Below are 23,136 nucleotides of genomic sequence, written 5' to 3'. Positions count from 1 at the left end.
AACGAGGCGTTTGTGGAGCAACCTAATTAAAATTTGAGCTAAAAAAAAACAAAAAAATGGAACATAAAATGAAAATAACAGGAAAAGAAATTATTGCATTGGGTTTTAAATCTGCAAAATGGTTTCCAGAAGCAATTGCACATATCAACGATAATGCTTTATCTAAGGATGAAATGATTGTTTATTTAGAGCAATTTAAAGTGGAAACTATTGGTTTATTAGAAAACCCAGCTGATTTTAAAATCAATATAAAAGCAGAAAACGAGTTAGAAGAGATTAACGTGAATTCTGTTACAAAATCGATGGAAGTTTTGATGAAAACCCCAACAATTGTAGACGGTGCAATTATGCCAGATGCTTGCCCAACAGGTGCTTCTGGAACCATACCTGTTGGTGGAATTGTAGTTGCCAAAAACGCCATTCATCCAGGAATGCATTCTGCAGATATTTGTTGCTCAGTGATGTTAACCGATTTTGGTGATACCAATCCAAAAGCTGTTTTAGATGCTGCACATTCCATTACACATTTTGGTCCTGGAGGTAGAGATCGAAATACACAATTTCGTTTTCCTGCGGATTTATTAGCTGAAATTGAAGCTAACCCGTTTTTGAACAATCAAAAATGTATTTCAGCAGCAAGAAGTCATTTAGGTACACAAGGAGATGGAAATCATTTTTTGTTTGTAGGAAAATCTAAAAAAACAGGAAATACAATGTTAATTACACATCATGGTTCTAGAGGTTTTGGTGCAAATTTATACAGTAGAGGAATGAAAATTGCTGAGCAATTCAGAAAAGAATTGTCGCCTAAAACCTTAAAACAAAATGCTTGGATTCCTTTTGATACTGAAGAAGGTAAAAACTATTGGGAAGCTTTGCAAATCATTAGAAAATGGACAAAGAAAAACCACGAAGTTTTACACGATGCTACTTTACAAAAACTTGGAATTCAGCAAGAAAATAGATTCTGGAACGAACATAATTTTGTGTTTAAAGATGGCGATTTATTTTATCACGCAAAAGGTGCAACTCCTTTAGATGCTAAGTTTATGCCAGATATTACTGGCCCAAGATTGATTCCTTTAAATATGGCTGAACCTGTTTTAATTGTAGAAGGTAACACTACCGAAAACAACTTGGGTTTTGCACCTCATGGAGCAGGTAGAAACGTGAGTAGAACTCAACATAGAAAAAGTAAAACAGGTACAAATGAGGAAATTTTTGCAACCGAAACTAAAGGTTTAGATATCCGATTTTTCTCAAATGAAATTGATATTACAGAGTTGCCAACTGCCTACAAAAATGCAGCAACTGTAAGAAATCAAATGGATGAGTTTGGGTTAGGAGAAGTTATAGATGAAGTATTGCCTTTTGGTTGTATTATGGCTGGTAATTGGCAAAAAAATGCACCTTGGAGAAATAAAAGGAGACAGGATAAAAAGAAATAAAATGAAAGAAATTAAGCAGAAATCTATTGAACTTTTACTAAACATTCTGCCCAAAGATGCTTTTGAGATGATGCTCTATAAAAAAGTTGAAACTGAAGATTTACTTAAAAATGAATTACTTTTTGATTTAGTAAACATCAACTATAGATTGGATAATTATAAAGATTTGATACTAAAAACACTTGATAAGCCTAAAGATAAACGAGTTCATTTAATCTATAAAGTTAATTTATATTGCCAAAAAATCATAAAATCTGATATAGATTCTGATAAAATAAAATGGTTTGAGAAGGCTTTAGATTTATTTTGTTATGATGACGATTACGATTTAATTTGGAATTTTATTGAGTTATCAGACCGATTAGGATTTTTATACATGAAATATGAATCTCAAAAAAATATTTTGGATGATATCTGTTTTTTAAGTTCTGAATTAGTAACTACTTTAAGAGAGGCTTCAACTGTTGAAGAAAAGTATGCTGTATTAGCAAATGGAATTCCAATAAACTATAAAGTAGATAAAAAATGGTATGAATTCTGGAAATAATTTACTTTTCTTTTTCTTTTATCAAACTAAGAATTAAAGCAACAAACCCAAATGCCATAAAGCTATAAGCGCGGCTATTATCCATATCTTTAAAAGGCTCTAATGAATAAATTCCATAACCAAGCAACACAACCGAACTCGCTAAAAAAAATGCTTTAAGTTTTTTATTCATCATTTAAATTTTTACTAAAATTACAAAAAAACCACGCAAGTAGCGTGGTTTTTATAATATATAAAAGCAATTGTGATGCTTACAATTCAAAACCAATATTAACGCCTAATTTTTGAGCTATCAATTTTGTAATTCTAGATTTTACTTCTGGTATTTTTACACTTTCTAAAACCGTATTGGCAAAAGCAAACATTAGTAAACCTCTACCTTCTTTCTGCGGAATCCCACGTTGTTGCATGTAAAATAAAGCATCATCATCTAACTGACCAATAGTACAACCATGAGAACATTTTACATCATCTGCAAAAATTTCTAACTGAGGTTTTGCATTTATAGTAGCTTTATCGCTTACCAAAACATTGTTGTTTTGTTGATAAGCATTGGTTTTCTGAGCTTCTTTATTTACAATTACTTTTCCGTTAAAAACCCCTGTAGAACGCTCGTCATAAATACCTTTATAATCTTGATGCGATTCGCAATTTGGCTCAATATGATGTACTAAGGTGTGATGATCTACATGTTGTTTCCCTTCAATAATCGTAACTCCTTTTAAAATAGAATCGATATGCTCTCCATTTTGATAGAAATTTAGGTTATTTCTGGTAATATTTCCTCCAAAAGAAAAGGTATGTACAGAAGCTACACTATTTGATTTTTGATCAATGTACGTGTTATCTACTAAAGAAGCATTTAAATCATCATTCTGAATTTTATACACATCTACAGTAGCACTTTTAGCTGCAAAAATTTCTGTAACCGCATTTGTTAAAACAGCATTTGATGTTAAACTTTGATGGCGTTCTATAATTTGAACGTGTGCATTTTCTTCAACAATAATTAAGTTACGAGGTTGCACCATTGTTGCTACTTCAGAACCTGTAGTAAAATTGATAATTTGTATTGGTTTTTTAACCTCTGTATTTTTAGGTATGTGTATGTAAGCACCTTCTTTTGCAAACGCAGTATTTAAAGCGGTTAAATTATCTTGTTTGGCAACTTTATTAAAATAGGTATCAATTACTGATTTGTATTTTGGGCTACTTAAAGCAGATGACATTAAACAAACATCATAATGATCATGTGTGGTTTGCGATAAAAATGAACTATACTTTCCGTCAATAAAAACAACTTTGTAAGCGTCTATATCATGAATAAAATACTCTTTTACATCTGCTAATTCAATTGCTTTTTGTCTATCAGGAAAAATACTATAATCTTTTTTTAAGATTGTATTTAAGGAAGTGTATTTCCAAGCTTCTAACTTTTTTGTAGGGAAACCTAATTTTTCGAAATTCTCTAAAGCTTTAGATCTAATTTCGTGTACATCAGAATTCATATCTACTTCATTTTCAAAAGCGACATAAGATGATAATATTTTGTCTTTTAATTCCATTGTTTTTAGTTTTTAAAGTTGAAAGTTTTTAAAGTTTCTAAAGTTCTTTTTTCAAAAATCTTTATTACTTATCCAACTTTTAAACTTTTTTACTTTATAAACTTTTAACTATACTAATTCCTGTTTAATCCAATCATACCCTTTTGCCTCTAACTCTAAAGCTAAAGAAGCATCACCAGTTTTTACAATTTTTCCATCGTGTAAAACGTGCACAAAATCTGGTACTATATAATCTAACAAACGTTGGTAGTGGGTAATAACAATAACAGCATTGTCTTTAGATTTTAATTTATTTACGCCATTTGCAACAATACGCAAAGCATCAATATCTAAACCAGAATCTGTTTCATCTAAAATGGCTAATTTTGGCTCTAACATTGCCATTTGAAAAATTTCATTACGTTTCTTTTCTCCTCCAGAAAAACCTTCGTTTAAAGAACGTGATAAAAATTTACGATCAATTTCTAACAATTCAGATTTCTCACGAATTTTCTTCAACATATCTTTAGCTGGCATATCTTCTAAACCTTTTGCTTTTCTGGTTTCGTTGATAGCAGTTTTGATAAAGTTGGTTACAGAAACTCCAGGAATTTCTACAGGATATTGAAATGATAAAAATACGCCATTATGTGCTCTTTCTTCTGGAGCTAATTCGCTAATATCTTCGCCATCTAATTCTATAATTCCATCTGTAACTTCGTAATCTTCTTTACCAGCAATAATGTTTGCCAAAGTACTTTTACCAGCACCATTAGGTCCCATAATTGCATGAACTTCACCAGCGTTTACTTCTAAATTCAATCCTTTAATAATTGATTTATCTTCAATTGCAGCGTGTAAATTGTTAATTTTTAACATTGTTTCTAAGCTATTTGCTTTAAGCTTTTGGCTCTAAGCTGTTTAATAATTTTTCTAATTTTTGATAATCTGAAGGAGAGTGTTGTATAATAACTTGTGCATTTTTTTCTTTTGCAAAAGCTTCAAAATTCTCCATACTTTTTAATGTTTGTGTAACATCATAATTAAAAGAAGGCACTACTTTATTTTCTCTGTTTTCTTGAAAGTGATATAAATCTCCTGTTAACAAAACAGGTTTTTCTAGGCCTGCTACTTCTACATATAAGGCTTGATGCCCAATTGTATGCCCAGGTGTATATTTAATAACTACAGTTCCGTCTCCAAAAACATCATAATCTCCATTTAGTTTTTTTACTTTGGTAAGTTGCGCCATAGCAGGATTTTTTTGTGCTAACGTATCTGCTAAATTTGCATTGAATTCATTTTCTTGAATTAAAAGTGTAGCATCTTTCATGTAATTTGCGTGTCCTGTATGATCAAAATGAGAGTGAGACATAGCAAAATAATTGAAATCTTTAATCTTAAACCCAATTGATTTTAATTGATTTGCCAAAGAATCTGGTCTTTGAATTCTATAAACTCCACTTGGCTCATTATAAGGTTCAGGGATTACCAATTGTTCTGGCAAGCCTGCATCCCACATTAAATTTCCTTTTGGGTGTGAAATTACATAATAGGCATCAGTAAATTGTTTTTGCTGACCTGTGTAGGTTGTATCTTGAGAAAAAACTTCTAATTTCTTCACCAAAATAGAACCACCTACCAATTGGTACAATTTTACAGCCGGTTTTTCGGATTTTGCAGTTTCTTTCTTCTCAGATTTCTTACATCCAAGAATACTAATTGCAAGAAATAAAAATAGTAGTTTTTTCATTTGATATTTTGTTTATCTGTTTATTCGATTATCTGTTTAAACGCATTAACGTATCAACAAATAAAGAATTTTATCCTACAGAACCTTCTAAAGAAATTTCTAATAATTTTTGTGCTTCTACAGCAAATTCCATTGGAAGTTTGTTTAACACTTCTTTGCTAAAACCGTTTACAATTAAAGCAATGGCTTTTTCTGTATCAATTCCACGTTGGTTACAATAAAACAATTGATCTTCTCCAATTTTACTTGTAGTTGCTTCGTGCTCTATTTGTGCAGATTTATTTTTAGCTTCGATGTATGGAAATGTGTGCGCTCCACAGGCATTACCCATTAATAAAGAATCACATTGTGAAAAGTTACGTGCATTTTCTGCTCTAGAATTTATCTGTACTAATCCTCTATATGAGTTTTGAGATTGCCCAGCAGAAATACCTTTAGAAATAATAGTTGACTTGGTATTTTTACCCAAGTGAATCATTTTTGTACCTGTATCTGCTTGTTGAAAGTGATTAGTTACTGCTATCGAATAAAATTCACCCACAGAATTATTTCCTTTTAAAACACATGAAGGATATTTCCAAGTTACAGCAGATCCTGTTTCTACTTGTGTCCAAGAAATTTTTGCATTGGTTTCACACAATCCTCTTTTGGTTACAAAATTAAAAACCCCACCTTTTCCTTTTTCATCTCCTGGAAACCAGTTTTGTACAGTTGAGTATTTGATTTCTGCATCATCCATCGCAATTAATTCTACAACTGCTGCATGCAATTGGTTTTCATCTCTTTGTGGTGCTGTACAACCTTCTAAATACGAAACATAACTGCCTTTATCTGCAACAACTAAGGTTCTTTCAAATTGGCCAGTTCCGCCTTCATTTATTCTAAAATAAGTTGATAATTCCATTGGACATTTTACCCCTTTTGGAATGTAACAGAAAGATCCATCAGAAAAAACAGCCGAATTTAATGCAGCATAAAAATTATCTGAAGTAGGCACCACTGTTCCTAAATATTTTTTCACCAACTCTGGATGCTCTTGAATAGCTTCTGAAATTGGCATAAAAATAATCCCTTTTTCAGCTAAGGTTTTCTTAAAAGTAGTGGCTACAGAAACAGAATCCATTACAATATCTACAGCAACATTTGCTAATTTCTTTTGTTCATCTATAGAAATTCCTAATTTTTTAAAGGTTTCTAATAAATCAGGATCTACCTCATCTAAAGAATTTAGTTTTGGTTTTTTCTTAGGTGCAGAATAATAAGCAATTTCTTGAAAATTTGGTTTTGGGTATTTTACATTTGCCCATTCTGGTTCTTCCATTTTTTCCCAAACACGATATGCTTCTATACGCCATTCTGTCATCCATTCTGGCTCGTTTTTCTTTTTAGAAATTGCACGTACTACATCTTCATTTAACCCTTTCGCAAAGGTTTCACTCTCTATTTCTGTATAAAAACCATATTCGTACTCTTTGGTTTTTAATTCCTGCTCTAACTGTTCTTCTGTATATTTACTCATAAACTAGTTTATAATGTTAAAAAAGTAGAAAGTTTATAAAGTTGAATGTAGATATTTTAATAAACCACTTATCAACTTCGAAACCTCGTTAATTTTTAACTTTAAATCATTAAACTCATCTTTACTTATGTAATTTATATCAAATGCCAAATATAACTGAGAGCGAACTTCGCCTGCAGAAGCTTTAGCAATGTATAAAAATCGAATAAACTCTTTTGTTGTCTGTCTTTCAAAACCTTCTGCTATGTTGGACGATATTGAAACTGACGCTCTTCTTATTTGATCTTTTAATCCAAAATCCTTATTAAATAAATCATTTGAATTCGTAACTTTATAAATTATCACATTTAATTCTCTTGCTTTTTGCCAAGAAATAATTTCTTCAAAAGAACTAAATTTTGCCATTTACTTTTTGTTTTCAAACAACTTTAAAAACTTTTAAACTTTAAACTTTACCTACAAACTAAAACTCTCTCCACAACCACAAGTTCTATTTGCATTTGGGTTATTAAACACAAAACCTTTTCCGTTTAAGCCCCCTGAATACTCTAAAGTGGTTCCTACTAAATATAAAAAGCTCTTCTTATCTACAATAATCCTTACGTTATTTTCTTCAAAAACTTTATCGTTTTCTTGTTGTTTGTTATCAAAAGTTAAATCGTAAGATAAACCTGAACAACCACCACTTTTTACGCCAACTCTTACAAAGTCTTTAGTTGCGTCAAAGCCATCATCAGTCATTAACTCAATGACTTTTTTCTTTGCTGTGTCTGAAACTTTTATCATAATTTTAAATAGATTAAATCTAAATTGTTCGCAAATATACAATATAACTTGAACAAAGTTGTTAAACTTTCATTAACAAGAATTATGAAACCATTGGTTTTATTGATTAATTTTTGAAGTCTGGATTATTGATAAATTCTAAGTCTGTAAGGGTTAACAAAAAGGCTTTTAAGTCGGCTTTTTCTTGTGCTGATAGCCCTACTCCACCTTGATTTACCTTTTTCATAAGTGGATCTATAGTTGATGAAAATTGCAAACCTTCTGAATAATGATTGATAACTTCATCTATTGTTGTAAAACGCCCATCGTGCATGTAAGGTGCTGTAAACGTTAAATTTCTTAATGATGGTGTTTTAAATTTACCATTATCTGCAGGATCACCTGTAACTGCTCCTAAACCCAAATCTAGAAAAGTAGCATCTAAACCATTGTTGTGAAATTGATTATCGGTCCAAAGTGGATTGTTATTACTTCCATGACAATGAAAACAATCACCTTTTTCTTCATCCATAAAAATGTTAAAACCATTTTGTTCTTGTGTTGTTAATGTGGCCTTCCCTAATAAATAATTGTCGAATTTAGAATTCCCAGAAATTAAGGTTCTTTCAAATTGAGCAATGGCTTTTACCACCAAATTAGAATCAATTTTCGAAGTTCCAAATGCTTGTTGAAATAAGCTTGGATAGGTATCGTGATTGTTTAATCTAGCTTCTATTTTTTTCCAATCTGCATTCATTTCATTAGGATTTGAAACGGGTTCAAACGCCTGATTTTCGAGCGAAAGCGCTTTTCCATCCCAAAAAAACAGTTCGTCAAAATTCCAAGCTAAATTAAATAATGGCATTGAGTTTCTATGACCCAATGTGCCATTTGAACCTTCGCTAAATTGCTGGCTGTGCGAAAATGCTTCTTGCAATCTGTGGCAATGTGCACAAGACTGTGTTTGATTACCTGATAAAATTTTATCTGTAAATAATTTTTTTCCTAAAGCAACGCCTTCTACTGTTAAAGGGTTTTCTGTTGGTAGTATTGGGGCAATAAGTTTATCTGCAAATAATTGCGGTGTTTGTAAATTGTATGGAATTGGGGTATAGATATCTTCTTCTTTTGATGCACAACTAATCAAAAGAAAAAAAGAAAAAATATAATACCAAGTGTTTTTCATTTTAGAGATTTCTACATAGAGTGGAAATGACATCTATTTATTATTCAGTTACATCGCCAACAGAAAACACAGATTTACCATTGGCACTTATTAATTTTTGGGCTTCAGAATTAGGCATTAATACTGTATTGAGCTCGTTTAAATTCCAAGTATTAGGATTTTTAAACCATTCTGCAATATTCATTTTAATTTCTATAGTCGTATCGTTTTCAAAATTAAACGTCCCTAAATCAAACTCAAAAGAAGTATCTGGTAAATTTTCCCAAGGATTGGATTTTGTTCTATCTGCAGCACGAATTGCATGATAATTGAAATTAGCATCTGCATTATTTGCATCTTTATACTTCCCATCAAACTGCATATAATGATAACCACCACCCAACATGAGTGGCACTCCGAAATTTACGGAATTTAAATCTTGATAAATACCATCTAAATTATCGTTATCAGTAAAACCAAAGGTAAATTTTATAAAATTTGAACCTTGAGAAACTTCATTTACAAGAAACTCTAAACCAGAATTTTCGCCAATATTTACCAAATGATGACTGAATTTTTTAGAACCAATATTAATGCCAGAAATAACGTATCTTAATTTTTCTATACTAATAGTTTCGCCATTTTTATTAGTAAATTTAAATTGATTGAAATCGGATGAAGTTACAGGAACACCATCCCAATTATGAGTAAATTTAAACGTAAGATTTACTGGTTCTATATTAACGCAACAATCTAATTCGTCTTTACAAGCATTGAGCGTTAAAAAAAGAACCAGTACTCCAATTATTTTTTTCATTTTTTTTAATTTAAATTTATGATTAACACATCTGAAAAGCCTTTATTTTCTGGAATTTCTTTATCGTTACTCCAAGATTCACCCACAAGAATAATACCATTATTTTCAGTTTCGATAACATCATTTGCTTCATCTAATTCTGAGCCACCAATTGAGTTTTCCGATAATAAGGTTCCGTTTTCATCAATTTTTATGATCCAAACATCTTTATTACCCTCGTTTTTAGTAACATCAAAATCTGCGCTTCTGGAACTGCCCACTATATAAAAACCACCCTGTTTGCTTTTTTTTATATTTTTTGCAATTTCAAAATTAGAACCTCCATAAGTTTTTTCCCAAAGCAACTCGCCATCAGCATTTATTTTGATGAGCCATATATCTGAAGATCCTGCATTTTCGGTAACATTTACATCTGTGCTTCTGGTATTGCCAGCAATTAAAAATTCGTTATTGTTTGTTTTTTCGATAGCAAATGCTTCATCTGGTTGTGAGCCACCAAAGTTTTTTTCCCAGATTTTAGCTCCATTTTTATCAATTTTAACAACCCAAAAATCGTAGCTACCAATGTTATTAGAAATGTCTGTATCTGAGCTATCACTAGAACCAACCAAAATAAAATTGCCATTATCTGTTTCTACTAAATCGTATAAGGAATCTGTAAAAAGCCCTCCATAATATCTAGACCAAATTTTGTTACCATTTGCATCTATTTTTATCAACCAAAAATCGCCACCTGCGTGTTGAGACTTTGCATTTCCTTGTCCACCAGAAGCAGAAACATCTAAAGAGCCTCCTATAAGAAAACCATTGTCTGATGTTTTTTTTAAAGTATACGCTTGATCTGAACCTAAAAAACCAAAACTTTTTTCCCATAAAATAGCTCCTGACTCATTTAGTTTTACCGTCCAAAAATCGTAATTTCCATTATTTGTAGAAACATCACCATCTGAACTTCTGCTAAAACCTGTAATTAAAAAACCATTATCATTGGTTTGCACTAGGTCTCTTCCTCTATCATCATCAGTGCCTCCAAAGGTTTTACTCCACTCTAAAGTATGTTCTGCATCAAATTTAAGAAGCCAATAATCGAAACTTTCATTCGTTTTGTTTTTGATATCAAAATCTGTGCTTTGCGAATGTCCTAAAATTGCATAACCCTTATCATTTGTATTGATAATTTTTTGCGCAACATCATTTTTACTACCTCCAAAAGTGGTTACAAAATTTAAGGTTAATGGGTTGTTTTGGGTTGTTTTAAATACATCATTTTTTGAACATGAAACCAATAATAGCAGCAAAAGAAATGGAAATACTATTTTCAAAACAAACTTATTTTTTCTTGATGATAAATAAACCTTTTTCGATGTCACTCACCACTATTTTACCACTTTTAAAAAAGGGATACACATTCCAAGCTCCATTAAATTCTGGTTCATCATTATCTGGATATGTATCAAAAAAACCAGTTTCTAGCATTGTTCCGTTTGCAATGTTTGAAATGTCATGCATTCTAACTCCTGCTCTATAATTTGCTAAATAAAAAGTATTCTCTTTTACATATCCATTATGATCTATGGCTGTTGTGGGGCCAAAATATTCTGATAACAACTTAGGGTTATCTAAATCTAACAAATCGAAAATAAGAATTCTTGTATTACTTACATTACCATCATATTCATCTAACTCATCACCCACAATAAAATAACGTTGATCTTCTGTAAACCAACCTTGGTGTGTATAGCCTTGTTTTGTATAGCTAATATTTGATACTTTTTTAGGATTTTTTTTATCAGTTACATCTGCTATCACTACTTCATTAATTCCAAAACGTTCTCCATTGCTACCTATTAAAATTTCTTTACCTGCATAATCTAAGTCTGGACCATTATAATTTACAACTTGTGCATCATGTGAATAGCCACCTTCAAAGAAACCACCTTCTAAAACTGGTGATTTTGGATTTTGAATATTGATAAAAATTGGGCCTCCACCAGAAAGGTTTGTACCTACAGCATAAGCATAACCAGAATCTTCATTTATTACAATATTATGGGCATTACCAAAATCTGTAAACTCTGCATCAGCCGTAAAAAAACGAGGCGAATTGTTTGTGTCTCTAAGTTTTGTTAAATCTAACACTTGCATACCATGATTGTTTGCCTCACTAACAATAAAAGCATGATTGTTGTATACTTTTATATCTCGCCAAAGACTGTTAACTGTTCTTGTTTGAAGATTGCCAATATGTACAGGATTGTCTGTATCTGTAATATCTACAAAAGCAACACCGTTATTTAAACCAATTATTGCGTATTCGTTATTTGTAATTGGGTCTGTCCATCCCCAAGAATCATTACCTTCTATATTTAGCGGATTTGATGCTGAAAGATCTAAATCTTCTAAAGAAATGTGCAATAACAAATCGTAATTATCACAAGGATAAACACCTGCAAAACCATTTTCACAAGGTATTTTATTATTAGTGATGATTTCGCAAACATCACCAACACCATTGTTATTGGTATCTTCTTGATTAGGATTGGCAACATCTGGACAATTATCGATACTATTGGCTATACCATCATTATCATCATCTAAAACAGTTTCAGCTGTTTCTGATGTACATACTGAAAAAAGGATGACGAATAAAGATAAAATGGAAAGGTGTTTAAATTTCATAAAAAACGTTTTATCTGAGCAATTTACAGATTTTTTATGGTATTTACGAGTTAAAACAGAGTTCTTATATTTTTATTGTTTTACATTATCAAGTACTTATCTTTGCAAGATGTTAGCAGATAAAAATCCACAAAAAACATCATTAGCTGAACTTGGTGAGTTTGGTTTAATTAATCACATAACACAATATTTTAAAGTTGAACATTCATCTACAGTAAAAGCTGTTGGAGATGATGCTGCTGTTTTAGAAGCCTCAGAAAAACAAACCTTAATTACGACAGATTTATTGGTTGAAGGTGTGCATTTTGATTTAAGTTATATGCCATTAAAACATTTGGGTTATAAAGCTGTAATGGTAAATTTAAGTGATGTGTATGCTATGAATGGAACTGCAGAACAAATTACAGTTTCTATTGCAGTTTCAAATCGTTTTCCACTAGAAGCAATTGAAGAATTGTATGCAGGAATTCAGTTAGCTTGTGATACCTATAAAGTAGATTTAGTTGGTGGAGATACAACCTCTTCTACCAAAGGAATTTTAATTTCTGTAACCGCAATTGGAAAAGCAAATGCAGCAGATATTGTTTATAGAAATGGTGCAAAAGAAACCGATTTAATTGTGGTTTCTGGTGATTTAGGTGCTGCGTATTTAGGTTTACAAGTTTTAGAAAGAGAAAAACAAGTGTTTAAAGTTGACCCAAACAATCAGCCAGATTTAGACAATTACACCTACTTAATTGAACGTCAATTAAAACCTGAAGCACGTAAAGATATTTCTGGTTTACTAAAAGAATTGGGTGTTAAACCAACATCTATGATTGATATTTCTGATGGATTATCGTCTGAATTATTTCATATTTGTACACAAAGTAAAGTAGGTTGTAAAATTTATGAGGATAAATTGCCTTTAGATCCACAAGTAATATCAACTTGTGAAGAGTTCGAGTTAGATTCTACCATGGTTGCTTTAAGTGGTGGCGAAGATTACGAGTTGTTGTTTACGGTGCCTATTGCCGATTTTGAAAACATAAAAGGAAATCCTAATTTTTCAATTATAGGGCATATTACAGCCGAAAACCAAGGGTTACAATTGGTTACTAGAGCCAATCAAGAAATTGAATTGAAGGCTCAGGGTTGGAATTCGATGCAAGAAGATTAATTTGATATCGTTTGCTTTTCTAATATTAAATTATTTAAAATTTTTAAAGATAAATAACCACTAGCTAGCATAGTAAAAGTCCCTATTATTTTTGAATCTGTTAGTTTTTCAAATAAATAACCTACTATAAAGCCTAGGCCAATTCCTAAAATAATAAAAAGAAAAAACTTTATAATTTTTTTCTGAGCTTTTGCAATTTCTTGAGCATTACTTTTAACAAAATCTTTATTTGTATTAAGGTATTGAATGAGGTTGGTGATGAAGTTTTCAAATAAACTTTCAAATGCAATTGGTGTTATTTGGCCATTTCCATCAACAGCATAATCTATTATAAGCTTATCTTCAAATTGTTTAATGATAAGCTTTGATTTCCAATTTAAAGGATTTGTTTTCCAACCATCAAATAAAGACCATTTTTTATAGAAAGTAAACTCGTTGTTGTCAATTTTGTTTTTCTTAAAATCATATAGCTCAAAATAACGAATAAGCTTTTCTTCAAAGTTACTTTTATTTTCTAGAGCGAATTCAAATTTTTTTTGATAAAAATCCATATCTAACTTATTGAATTTTAAAGATTCAATAAAAATAATAAATTAATTGATAAACTTTAATAAAACATCAATTAAATCAAATTTATTTTCAATGGTACTCATATGACCGCCATTTAAAACCACAATTTCAGAACTGGTTTTTTTAGCTTCTTGTAAAGAAGTTTCTACATCTAAAACAGGATCTTTTTCACCAGCAATTATCAACTTTTTAAAATAGTTTTCTAACAAAACTGCATTGCTGTTTTCACGAATTCTCATACCTTCATTGGCGGCAATATAACCTTGTATAGGAGTTTGTAATGCCTCTTGCAAAGCAGCATTTATTTCTGTTTTAAATTTTAGTCTACTTTCTTCGCCAAATAAATTTACAAATGACATTCTAACCATATTGGTAAAGTTATTTTGTATCATTTTATTAGCTCTAAAACGTAGTTTTTTACGTTCTTCAGAATCCTCATTAGAAGTAGAATTTAATAAGCACAAACCCTTTATTTTAGTAGGATTATTTTTGGCAATTTGTAAACAAACATAGCCTCCTAAAGAATGGCCAACCAAAATAAATTTACGAAGTTTTAAATGTTTTAAAACAGCTTCTACAGCTTCTGCAAAAATTTCCATAGAATGTACATAACCTAAACAATCGCTTTTTCCATGACCTAATAAATCAATAGTAATAATTCTATTTCTCTTGCTAAGTTCAGGTTTTATGGTATCCCACATGGTGGAATTTTCTAAAAAACCATGAATTAAAACAACTGTGGATCCTTTTCCTTCGTCAGAAAAAGAAAGGTTTGCGTTTTTAAAAGTGATGTTTTTATTCATTAAAATTTACCATTTAAACCCCAAAAGGGTTTCAAACCCTTTTGGGGTTGAAGTCAAGTATTATATTAGTTATATCTTTAACCATTCATCAATAGATTCAGTATCAATTTTTTGTTGATGTGTATCAATTAAGTTCTGTTTATCATTAAAATAATCAATTACTTTTTTTCTTTCTATGAGTGTTTTTTTCTCTGAAATAATAGAATTATACGAACTCCATTTATAACTCGATAACTTTTCAACAAAGTTATGCTGAATTGGATTGTTATGAATATATAAAATCAAGTTTTTTAAATACTTTTCATTTTTAATTTGTTTTCTTTTAAAAGGAGCTTCAAACAAAGAACCATGTCTATTATATTTTTTATTAATAGCTTGTGCATAGGCATTAAAAAGATTAGAAAACTGTTGAGAAGGTTTCTTTGTAGCTTTGTCGGAATTAATAGAAAAGGTTTTGCAAATTTCTTCTTCATTTTTAATTTTTATCAATAAATGAAAGTGATTTTTTAAAAGACACCAAGCAAAAGTTTCTGCAATTGGATAAATATATTTTTTATATAATTTTAAAAAATGACGATAATTATCTTCCGAATAAAATAAATTTTCGCTATTTATTCCTCTGTTATAAATATGATAATATTGATCTAATTTAATGGTTTCTAATTGCCTCATTTTAGTTAACTAATTTCGAAATATTAAACCCTAAAGGGTTTCGAACCCTTTAGGGGTTGGTTTTATAAAAGTTATTTACCTGAAAATAAATTCTTTCTTCTGTTAAATATACCTAAAATATGTATATTTCAGCTTTAATTACAATGCTACATCATGAAATTTTTAAAAGAATTCTTTTTTGTTTTTTTACTATCAACAATTACTTTATCAGCTCAAATAAAAGAGAAAAAACTAGATAAATTAATACAAGAAACCTTAACAACTTTTGAGGTTCCAGGTATTTCTGTCGGAATTTTAAAAGATGGAAAAATAACATATGCCAAAGGTTTTGGTGTACGTTCTTTAACCAATAAAAAAGACATGAATCCAAATACCTTAGTAGGTGTTGCTTCTAACAGTAAGGGTTTTACGTGTTTTGCTTTGGCGATGATGGTAGATGCTGGCAAACTAAATTGGGATGATAAAGTGCGAAAACACATACCAGAATTTCAATTATATGATGCTTGGGTTACAGAACAATTTACAGTTAGAGATTTGGTAACTCATAGAAGTGGTATTGGTTTAGGAGCTGGAGATTTGATGTTTTTTCCAGAAGGAAATGATTTTACAGTAACAGATGTCATCAACAATGTAAAATACCTAAAACCAGAAAGTTCTTTTAGAAGCAAATTTGCTTACAATAATAACATGTTTATTATTGCTGGCGAAGTTTTAAAACGTGTTAGTGGTCTTTCTTGGGAAGAATTTATTGAACAAAAAATTATGAAACCTTTGGGAATGACCAGCAGTAAAGCCTCATACAACAGAGTTACAGACAAATCTAATATTATAGATGCGCACACCAGAACAGAAGGTAAGGTGGTGCAAATTCCACATGATTGGAGCGAAACTGCAAACGCAGCTGGCGGAATTGTAAGCAACGTAAAAGACATGCTAACTTGGGCTGAATTTTTAATGAATGATGCTGTAACTGCTGAAGGAAAACGTTTGTTGAGTGAAGCACAGTTTCACGAACTTTGGCAATTGCAAACTCCCTTAAAAGTTGGTAAAAACGATTGGTATAATGCCAATTTTAGAGGCTATGGTTTGGGTTGGTTTTTAATGGATGTAAAAGGTGGTTACAAACAAGTGTATCATACAGGTGGTTTGTTGGGTACTGTTACCCAATTTACAATGATTCCAGATTTAGATTTGGCAATTATTGTATTAACTAATCAAATGAATGGAAATGCATTTAATACCATTACAAACACCATAAAAGACAGTTATTTAGGTTATAAAGATAGAAATTGGTTAAAAACCTATGGTGATAGAAATGCCAATTATTTACAATATAATGATAGTATAAAGGCAAGTGTTTACAAAAAAGTAGTGTTGGCTAAAAACGATAAAACTTTACCAAAACCAAGTCAGATTGTAGGAACTTATTCGGATGCTTGGTTTGGTGATATTTCCATTTCTTTTGATGGAAATTCTTATACCATAAAAAGCAAGAGATCTACAGACATTGTAGGTAAATTGTTACCTTACAACCAAACCACTTATGTCGCAAAATGGAACAACAGAAGTTTTGATGCAGATGTTTTTGTAAACTTCACCTTTGATGAGAAAGGCAATGCCACAAATGCAACCATGAAATACATTGCACCTATTACCGATTTTAGTTTCGATTTTCATGATTTAAATCTTAAAAAAGTAAATTAATTTTGAACAAAACAAAAGAAATTTGGATTGGTGGCTTTGCACTGTTCTCGTTATTTTTTGGCGCAGGAAATTTAATTTTACCACCCAATTTAGGCGCTAAAGCTGGTGCAGATTGGTGGATTGTAGTTTTAGGTTTTATAATTACAGGAATAGCAATACCAATTTTAGCCATTTTTGCACACGCAAAATTACAAGGTACTTTATACGATTTTGGTAAAAAAGTTTCGCCACTTTTTAGCACTATTTTTTGTTTTTTAATTTATATCATAGCCTTTGCAATTCCATCTCCAAGAACAGCTGCAGTAACCCATGAAATGGCAATACAGCCATTTTTTGATTCGCCAGCAATTGTTACCAGTATTATTTACTTTGTTTTGGTGTTTTTGTTTGCTATTAATCGTTCTAAAATTATTAGTTTGATAGGTAAATTTTTAACGCCTATTATTGTTTTAATTTTACTAATCATTATAGGCATCGCAATATTTTCATCACCAGGAAATAGTACACCAAGCACATTTAAAACACCTTTTGTAGATGGTATTTTAGAAGGTTATCAAACTTTTGATGCTATTGCAGGTGTGGTTGTTGGTGCTGTAATTATAATTTCATTAAATTACAGCAATCATAACACTTTTGCAGAAAAAAGAAAACTGATTAGAAAAGCGGGTTTTATTGCAGGTACAGGTTTATTACTTATTTATGGTGGCTTAATTTTAAGTGGTACCTTATTTTCATCAACTTTTGCAGAAAATGCTTCTAGAACCGAAGTTTTAACGAGTTTAAGCACACAAACTTTAGGCAATTTAGGCACTACTTTTTTAAGTGTTTTGGTAGCTTTGGCTTGTTTTACAACTGCTGTTGGTATTGTAACTGGTACTGCAGATTACATCAAAGGCATTTGTAAAAACTCACAAAAAGCATACATTATTACAGCTGCAATTGCTTCTGTAATTGGTATTATTGTTGGGAGTTATCAAGTTGATTTTATTATTACTTTGGCAGTGCCTTCATTAATGTTTTTATACCCAATTACTATTGTATTGATTTTACTAAATATTGTACCAGATAAATTTGCATCCAAACTTGTTTTTAAAGGCGTTGTTATAGTGACCTTTATTTTTAGTATTCCAGATTTTTTAGGATTTATACCAGCTTTAGAAAGTTTTGCAGTTGATTTAAAAAATTTAATTCCTTTAGGTAAATTTAGTTTGGGTTGGGTATTGCCAGCTTTTTTGTGTTTTTTAATTGTAAATTACTTTACATTATATTATAAAGTCAAAAAAGCTTAAGTTTTCCTTAAGCTTTTTCACTTTTAAATTTAAAATATAGGGGTTTTAAACGGTAGTTACTACAAATCTATTTTTATTATTTATTTTATAAATTGATGTATGTTAAGAAATAAAAATTAATGGATTGATTTTCTGATTCTACTTAAACTTTCTGTGGTAATGCCCAAATAAGATGCAATATGATAGTTTCTAATAACCTTTACGATCTCTGGGTACGTGTTTATGAATTTCAAATACCTTTCTTTTGCTGGTAAAGACAAGTACTCTAAAATCCTTTGTTGAAAAGCAGCAAAAGCCCTTTCCATTTTTTTTCTAAAAAATATTTCTACTTTAGGCATTTTTTCACAAAGATGATTCATGCTTTCTCTAGAAAACTGATAAACAACAGCATCTTGCAAGCATTCAATGTTCATTACAGCCTTTTCTGAGCTAAAAAATGCAGTATAATCACTAATCCACCAATCTTTTATGGCAAACTGTGTGGTATGATCTTTACCTTCTAAATTTATAAAATACGATCGTAGGCACCCGTTAAAAACATAAAATTGATTTTTAGTATAAGTATTTGGTGTTAAAAGAATATCACCTTTTTTGAAATGCATTTTGGTGAATTTACTGTTGATAAAAGCAATCTCTTTTTCAGAAAAAGAAATGTCTTTAAAAATCTCAAGTACAATTTCGTTTTTTGATTCCATGTTTGTTTTAAAAAAAGAATAATGCAATTTTTTAACCATAAATATAATAAAATTATATAATTAATTATTTTTATTTAAATTATCTTTAAATTAAAGTAAAAACACTACTTGTTAATCAAATTTATTTTAAGTAATTTAAAGTTGCTTTTGTTTGGTTTTTATTGAGGTGGATAATCTTAAAACAAAACCTTAAACTTTTATTTTTGTGCTTGATTATTTAATCAAAAAAAAATGAAAAAAATTACTTTTTTACTTTTACTAGTTCCACTTTTATTAACCGCCCAAATAAACGAAAGTGACACTCTAAACGTAAAAGCTAAACTATCTTTAACTGGCTTTTGGCAAGCAGGAAATGTGGAAACGTTTATTTTTAGAGCCAAAACAGATATAAGCTTTACACCTTTAAAAAATATTGTTTTTAAAACTCAAAATTCTTATGTGTACCAAGCCTTTGGTGGAAACAAAGCTGATGAAGACTTTTTAAGTTTAAACTTTCTATACTTAAATCCACATAAAAAATTGTACCCATTAATTTTAGGGTTTATGAGTACTAATTTTAGAAGAGAAATTGATGCACGTTATCTTTTTGGTGCAGGTATTACATACCAAATTTTAAACAGCGATAAAAACTGGTTAAAAGTATCTTTAACAAGTGAATACGAAAAAACCTACTTTAACAAAACCAATTTTAACCTTGTAGAATACAATGGAAAAGAAACAATAAACACGATGCGTGGAACGATTTGGTTAAATGGAAAATATCATCTTTTAAAGAAAAAAATAATCATAACACACGAAACCTACCTACAACCTTCTTTAAGCAAAAGCAATAATTATAGGTGGCAAGCAGATGTTGGTTTAGAATTACCTGTGTGGAAACACTTAAATTTTAAGGTCAATTATTTACATACCTTTGAAAGCTTAGTGATTGAAAACCAAAAACAACAAGATAAATTTTTAACATTTGGCTTTACTTTAAAGAGTTTTTAGGTTTAATATATAGTAACAGAAAAAATTTACTTTTCTTGTCTAAAAAAAATTCCAAATAAACTGCAAACTCACCTAAAAACTGCTGTTTGATTCAGATACTTTTTTTTAATAACAAGAGAAATTAATAAACCTCATTTTATATTTCATTTCTATCCTTTTGATTATGGGGTTTTATATCGTAAGTTTATTGTTAAGAAAAAGGAAGGCAATACTCATTTCATCAAAAACTAAAGAAAAGGTTTTTTTTTTATCCAAGTCAGAGTAAACTTGTAAAAAACTATTGAAGTATAATTATTTAAAAAAAAGTGCGAACTTTAAGAAATATTGATTGCTCACAAAAATTATGTTGTAAAAAGTAAAGAACTAACCAAAAAGGTTTGGGAAGATAATGGGGTTTTTGTAGGCAGAAGTTTAGATACTTATATTTCTAAATTACGCAAAAAATTACAAGATGATGAGGCCATAAAGTTGATTAATATTCATGGAATAGGCTACAAATTAGAAATAAAGGATTAATTTTTACTTTCTAAGTATCACTTCTTTTATTCTTGTTGATGGTTTAATTTTAGATTCGTCTACAATGTAAGAGTCGAAAAATACACCTTCTAACAAAAAGTGATAATCGCCAACCATAACAACAGTTCTTCCTTCAATTTCACTTCCATGAACTTCACACTCAGGATAGGTTTCTTTAATTTCTTTAAAAGTACTTCCTACCCCAATCCCTTTTTCTGTTTTATATTTAGGTGATAGAATTGCTATAGTGTTAATAGTTTTTGGGTCATAAGGATCCATGTATACCAAAGCAATTTTTTCGTTGTTAGAATTATATAAATCGTAAACATTAAAAAAATCTTCACCATTTTCAATGGCAGCTACTTTCAATTTATTTTTATGCGTTTTATAAGAATCACCAACTTTTACTCTATCTACCTCCACCTCAGTAATTAAATATTTAGCGTCTACCTCAACACCTTGAATGTTAATATTTTCATTGCGAATTACAAGTTGTTTAAACTTTTGCTGTTTGCTTATGCAAAAAGTTAAACTTGCAATAATTAATAACAATATTAGTATTCGTTTTTTCATAATGAGAATCTTTAGGAATTTCAAAATTAAAAAAACCCAGGTTAAAAGCTCTTAAACATTAGTTAATCAGCAGTTTATTTAACACATTATTTAGTGGTACTCTTAATTTGATGTTAAAACAGACTCATTTAATTTTTAATATCTAATAACGAATTGCTAGCAATACTCTTTAAATTCTAAAATTTTTCGGGCACAAAAGTTTGGTAATCCATTGGGGGTCTTACATAAGCTTTATTGTCTGGTAATGGAGGTAAATCTATTGGTTCAATATTCATTTTTTTATATGGAATTTTACTTAAAACATGGCTAATACAGTTTAAACGAGCTTTCTTTTTATTATCAGAGTTTACTACAAACCAAGGCACTTGTTTAGTATCTGTATGTGCAAACATTTTATCTTTAGCTTTTGAATACTCTAACCATCTAGAGCGCGATTCTAAATCCATTGGGCTAAATTTCCAACGCTTTAAAGGATTGTTAATTCTGTTTTTAAAGCGTTTTTCTTGCTCTTCATCACTTACCGAAAACCAGTATTTTAAAACAACAATACCAGAACGAACTAACATTCTTTCAAATTCTGGGCAAGAACGTAAAAACTCATCATACTCATCATCAGTGCAAAACCCCATTACTTTTTCTACACCTGCTCTGTTGTACCAACTTCTATCAAACAATACAATTTCTCCAGCTGCTGGTAAATATTGCACATAACGTTGAAAATACCATTGTGTTTTTTCTCGTTCTGTGGGCACACCTAAAGCAACTACTTTACAAATTCTTGGGTTTAAAGGTTCTGTAAAACGTTTAATAGTTCCACCCTTTCCAGAAGCGTCTCTACCTTCAAAAAGAATTACTACTTTTAACTTTTGGTGTTTTACCCATTCTTGCAGATGTACTAATTCTTCGTGTAGTTTAGCTAGTTCTTTCTCGTAGTTAAAATTTTTCTGTTTTCTGTTTGTTGAGTTTGATTTTTCCATATTGCCAATTTACAAAAAATCAAAAAACAAGATTAATGCTATTTTAGTGAAGCTAATTTAGGGTCTAAAAAACCTCAAAATAAAGAGTTAGCTTTGTATGTCATTAAAATAAGTTATTTTTGTTTGAAATTTTATAAAATACTTTTTTGTTAAACTACTATTTATATCCTCATAAAAAATCTTCAGAGTGGGTTACTTTTGTACATGGTGCAGGAGGTAGTAGTTCTATATGGTTTAAGCAAGTAAGAGATTTTAAAAAACATTTTAATGTATTGATTTTAGATTTAAGAGGGCATGGAAATAGTCAACCCAAGCTAAAAGACACCTTTAAATCTAAATATACTTTTGATTCGATTACCAATGACATCGTTGAAGTTATAGAACATTTAAATATTTCGAAATCGCATTTTATTGGCATTTCATTAGGTACAATTTTAATTCGTAATCTGGCCGAAAAAAGACCAGAATTAGTGAAAAGTATGATTATGGGTGGCGCAATTATTAAACTAAATATTCGTTCTCAAATTTTAATGAGATTAGGAGTAATATTTAAATCTGTTGTGCCTTATATGCTTTTGTATAAGCTTTTTGCGTTTATTATTATGCCTAGAAAAAATCATAAAAAATCTAGATCTTTATTTGTAAACGAAGCCAAGAAACTCTATCAGAAAGAATTTATACGTTGGTTTAAATTAACATCAGAAATAAATCCGCTTTTGCGTTTTTTTAGAACAAAAGATATTAAGATTCCTACTTTGTATGTAATGGGTGCAGAAGACCACTTATTTTTACCTTCTATAAAAAACATAGTAAAACTACATAAAAAAGCATCACTTTTTGTGATCGATAAATGTGGCCATGTTGTAAATGTTGAACAGCCAGAAACATTTAACCTTCAAACGATTGATTTTATCCATTCTTTGAGAATTTCTTAATATAATTACCTTAAAT

25 protein-coding genes are annotated in these 23,136 nt (G+C 30.2%); 8 read left to right on the top strand and 17 right to left on the bottom strand.

The features are described 5' to 3' along the window. Positions 1 to 68 precede the first annotated feature (68 nt). Both ACTG3V_RS00625 and ACTG3V_RS00620 read left to right on the top strand, forming a co-directional pair. Positions 69 to 1,448 (top strand): RtcB family protein, encoded by a 1,380-nt coding sequence (locus ACTG3V_RS00625; RefSeq protein ID WP_439130230.1) that lies wholly within the window; start codon positions 69 to 71, stop codon positions 1,446 to 1,448. A 1-nt stretch (position 1,449) separates the two neighbouring features. Continuing rightward, positions 1,450 to 1,995 carry a hypothetical protein gene (locus ACTG3V_RS00620; protein ID WP_439130179.1) on the top strand — a complete coding sequence of 182 codons (546 nt, stop codon included), beginning with the start codon at positions 1,450 to 1,452 and terminating at the stop codon, positions 1,993 to 1,995. Position 1,996: 1 nt separating this feature from the next. Here the strand turns inward: ACTG3V_RS00620 and ACTG3V_RS00615 are convergent, their stop codons facing one another. The 11 genes from ACTG3V_RS00615 to ACTG3V_RS00565 all read right to left on the bottom strand — a co-directional run bounded on the left by ACTG3V_RS00615 (position 1,997) and on the right by ACTG3V_RS00565 (position 12,237). Further along, positions 1,997 to 2,167, bottom strand: coding sequence for a hypothetical protein (locus ACTG3V_RS00615; RefSeq protein ID WP_439130178.1), 171 nt, complete (start codon positions 2,165 to 2,167; stop codon positions 1,997 to 1,999). A 79-nt stretch (positions 2,168 to 2,246) separates the two neighbouring features. Further along, positions 2,247 to 3,560 carry a Fe-S cluster assembly protein SufD gene (sufD, locus tag ACTG3V_RS00610; RefSeq protein ID WP_439130177.1) on the bottom strand — a complete coding sequence of 438 codons (1,314 nt, stop codon included), beginning with the start codon at positions 3,558 to 3,560 and terminating at the stop codon, positions 2,247 to 2,249. Positions 3,561 to 3,668: 108 nt separating this feature from the next. Then, positions 3,669 to 4,418, bottom strand: coding sequence for a Fe-S cluster assembly ATPase SufC (gene sufC, locus ACTG3V_RS00605; protein ID WP_439130176.1), 750 nt, complete (start codon positions 4,416 to 4,418; stop codon positions 3,669 to 3,671). A gap of 19 nt (positions 4,419 to 4,437) precedes the next feature. Beyond that, positions 4,438 to 5,292 (bottom strand): N-acyl homoserine lactonase family protein, encoded by an 855-nt coding sequence (locus ACTG3V_RS00600; RefSeq protein WP_439130175.1) that lies wholly within the window; start codon positions 5,290 to 5,292, stop codon positions 4,438 to 4,440. A 70-nt stretch (positions 5,293 to 5,362) separates the two neighbouring features. Then, the gene (gene sufB / locus ACTG3V_RS00595; RefSeq protein ID WP_439130174.1) at positions 5,363 to 6,811 is read right to left on the bottom strand and encodes a Fe-S cluster assembly protein SufB; all 1,449 of its coding nucleotides are present in this window, start codon (positions 6,809 to 6,811) and stop codon (positions 5,363 to 5,365) included. Between the two features lie 33 nt (positions 6,812 to 6,844). After that, positions 6,845 to 7,216 (bottom strand): four helix bundle protein, encoded by a 372-nt coding sequence (locus ACTG3V_RS00590; protein ID WP_439130173.1) that lies wholly within the window; start codon positions 7,214 to 7,216, stop codon positions 6,845 to 6,847. Between the two features lie 51 nt (positions 7,217 to 7,267). Beyond that, complete coding sequence (locus ACTG3V_RS00585) at positions 7,268 to 7,597, bottom strand: HesB/IscA family protein (RefSeq protein WP_439130172.1); 330 nt, start codon at positions 7,595 to 7,597, stop codon at positions 7,268 to 7,270. 106 nt (positions 7,598 to 7,703) lie between these two features. Then, positions 7,704 to 8,795: a cytochrome-c peroxidase gene (locus tag ACTG3V_RS00580; RefSeq protein ID WP_439130171.1), complete on the bottom strand. Its 1,092-nt coding sequence runs from the start codon at positions 8,793 to 8,795 to the stop codon at positions 7,704 to 7,706. 7 nt (positions 8,796 to 8,802) lie between these two features. After that, entirely contained in the window at positions 8,803 to 9,558 is a 756-nt protein-coding gene (locus ACTG3V_RS00575; protein ID WP_439130170.1) for an MbnP family protein, read from the bottom strand. Positions 9,559 to 9,563: 5 nt separating this feature from the next. Next, entirely contained in the window at positions 9,564 to 10,880 is a 1,317-nt protein-coding gene (locus tag ACTG3V_RS00570) for a hypothetical protein (protein ID WP_439130169.1), read from the bottom strand. Positions 10,881 to 10,887: 7 nt separating this feature from the next. After that, the gene (locus ACTG3V_RS00565) at positions 10,888 to 12,237 is read right to left on the bottom strand and encodes a choice-of-anchor B family protein (RefSeq protein ID WP_439130168.1); all 1,350 of its coding nucleotides are present in this window, start codon (positions 12,235 to 12,237) and stop codon (positions 10,888 to 10,890) included. 109 nt (positions 12,238 to 12,346) lie between these two features. On the opposite strand from ACTG3V_RS00565, the gene thiL reads away from it, so the two are divergent. After that, positions 12,347 to 13,396, top strand: coding sequence for a thiamine-phosphate kinase (gene thiL, locus ACTG3V_RS00560; protein ID WP_439130167.1), 1,050 nt, complete (start codon positions 12,347 to 12,349; stop codon positions 13,394 to 13,396). Here thiL and ACTG3V_RS00555 read toward each other — a convergent pair. From ACTG3V_RS00555 to ACTG3V_RS00545, 3 genes are all read right to left on the bottom strand, one after another. Next, positions 13,393 to 13,947 carry a hypothetical protein gene (locus ACTG3V_RS00555; RefSeq protein ID WP_439130166.1) on the bottom strand — a complete coding sequence of 185 codons (555 nt, stop codon included), beginning with the start codon at positions 13,945 to 13,947 and terminating at the stop codon, positions 13,393 to 13,395. The genes thiL and ACTG3V_RS00555 overlap by 4 nt on opposite strands. Before the next feature lie 42 nt (positions 13,948 to 13,989). Beyond that, positions 13,990 to 14,769 (bottom strand): alpha/beta fold hydrolase, encoded by a 780-nt coding sequence (locus ACTG3V_RS00550; RefSeq protein WP_439130165.1) that lies wholly within the window; start codon positions 14,767 to 14,769, stop codon positions 13,990 to 13,992. 69 nt (positions 14,770 to 14,838) lie between these two features. Further along, positions 14,839 to 15,441, bottom strand: coding sequence for a transposase (locus ACTG3V_RS00545; protein ID WP_439130164.1), 603 nt, complete (start codon positions 15,439 to 15,441; stop codon positions 14,839 to 14,841). Positions 15,442 to 15,594: 153 nt separating this feature from the next. On the opposite strand from ACTG3V_RS00545, the gene ACTG3V_RS00540 reads away from it, so the two are divergent. Then, positions 15,595 to 17,145: a serine hydrolase gene (locus tag ACTG3V_RS00540; RefSeq protein ID WP_439130163.1), complete on the top strand. Its 1,551-nt coding sequence runs from the start codon at positions 15,595 to 15,597 to the stop codon at positions 17,143 to 17,145. 2 nt (positions 17,146 to 17,147) lie between these two features. Next, on the top strand, positions 17,148 to 18,434 hold the full coding sequence (brnQ, locus tag ACTG3V_RS00535; protein ID WP_439130162.1) for a branched-chain amino acid transport system II carrier protein: 1,287 nt from the start codon (positions 17,148 to 17,150) through the stop codon (positions 18,432 to 18,434). 116 nt (positions 18,435 to 18,550) lie between these two features. Here the strand turns inward: brnQ and ACTG3V_RS00530 are convergent, their stop codons facing one another. Beyond that, complete coding sequence (locus ACTG3V_RS00530; RefSeq protein ID WP_439130161.1) at positions 18,551 to 19,129, bottom strand: Crp/Fnr family transcriptional regulator; 579 nt, start codon at positions 19,127 to 19,129, stop codon at positions 18,551 to 18,553. Between the two features lie 231 nt (positions 19,130 to 19,360). Here ACTG3V_RS00530 and ACTG3V_RS00525 point away from each other — a divergent pair, with 231 nt between their 5' ends. Together ACTG3V_RS00525 and ACTG3V_RS00520 are read left to right on the top strand one after the other, a co-directional pair. Next, the gene (locus tag ACTG3V_RS00525) at positions 19,361 to 20,119 is read left to right on the top strand and encodes a DUF481 domain-containing protein (protein WP_439130160.1); all 759 of its coding nucleotides are present in this window, start codon (positions 19,361 to 19,363) and stop codon (positions 20,117 to 20,119) included. Between the two features lie 324 nt (positions 20,120 to 20,443). After that, the gene (locus ACTG3V_RS00520; RefSeq protein ID WP_439130159.1) at positions 20,444 to 20,635 is read left to right on the top strand and encodes a helix-turn-helix domain-containing protein; all 192 of its coding nucleotides are present in this window, start codon (positions 20,444 to 20,446) and stop codon (positions 20,633 to 20,635) included. Between the two features lie 3 nt (positions 20,636 to 20,638). Here ACTG3V_RS00520 and ACTG3V_RS00515 read toward each other — a convergent pair whose 3' ends face one another. Continuing rightward, positions 20,639 to 21,208 carry a hypothetical protein gene (locus ACTG3V_RS00515; RefSeq protein WP_439130158.1) on the bottom strand — a complete coding sequence of 190 codons (570 nt, stop codon included), beginning with the start codon at positions 21,206 to 21,208 and terminating at the stop codon, positions 20,639 to 20,641. A gap of 176 nt (positions 21,209 to 21,384) precedes the next feature. Beyond that, complete coding sequence (gene ppk2 / locus ACTG3V_RS00510) at positions 21,385 to 22,185, bottom strand: polyphosphate kinase 2 (RefSeq protein WP_439130157.1); 801 nt, start codon at positions 22,183 to 22,185, stop codon at positions 21,385 to 21,387. A 146-nt stretch (positions 22,186 to 22,331) separates the two neighbouring features. Here ppk2 and ACTG3V_RS00505 point away from each other — a divergent pair, with 146 nt between their 5' ends. After that, on the top strand, positions 22,332 to 23,120 hold the full coding sequence (locus ACTG3V_RS00505; RefSeq protein ID WP_439130156.1) for an alpha/beta fold hydrolase: 789 nt from the start codon (positions 22,332 to 22,334) through the stop codon (positions 23,118 to 23,120). Positions 23,121 to 23,136: the final 16 nt, after the last annotated feature.

Source organism: Polaribacter sp. (assembly GCF_965660385.1).
Lineage (GTDB): Bacteria > Bacteroidota > Bacteroidia > Flavobacteriales > Flavobacteriaceae > Polaribacter.
Note: the sequence above shows the minus strand (reverse complement) of the source record. Positions and strands in the feature narration are given on the sequence as shown.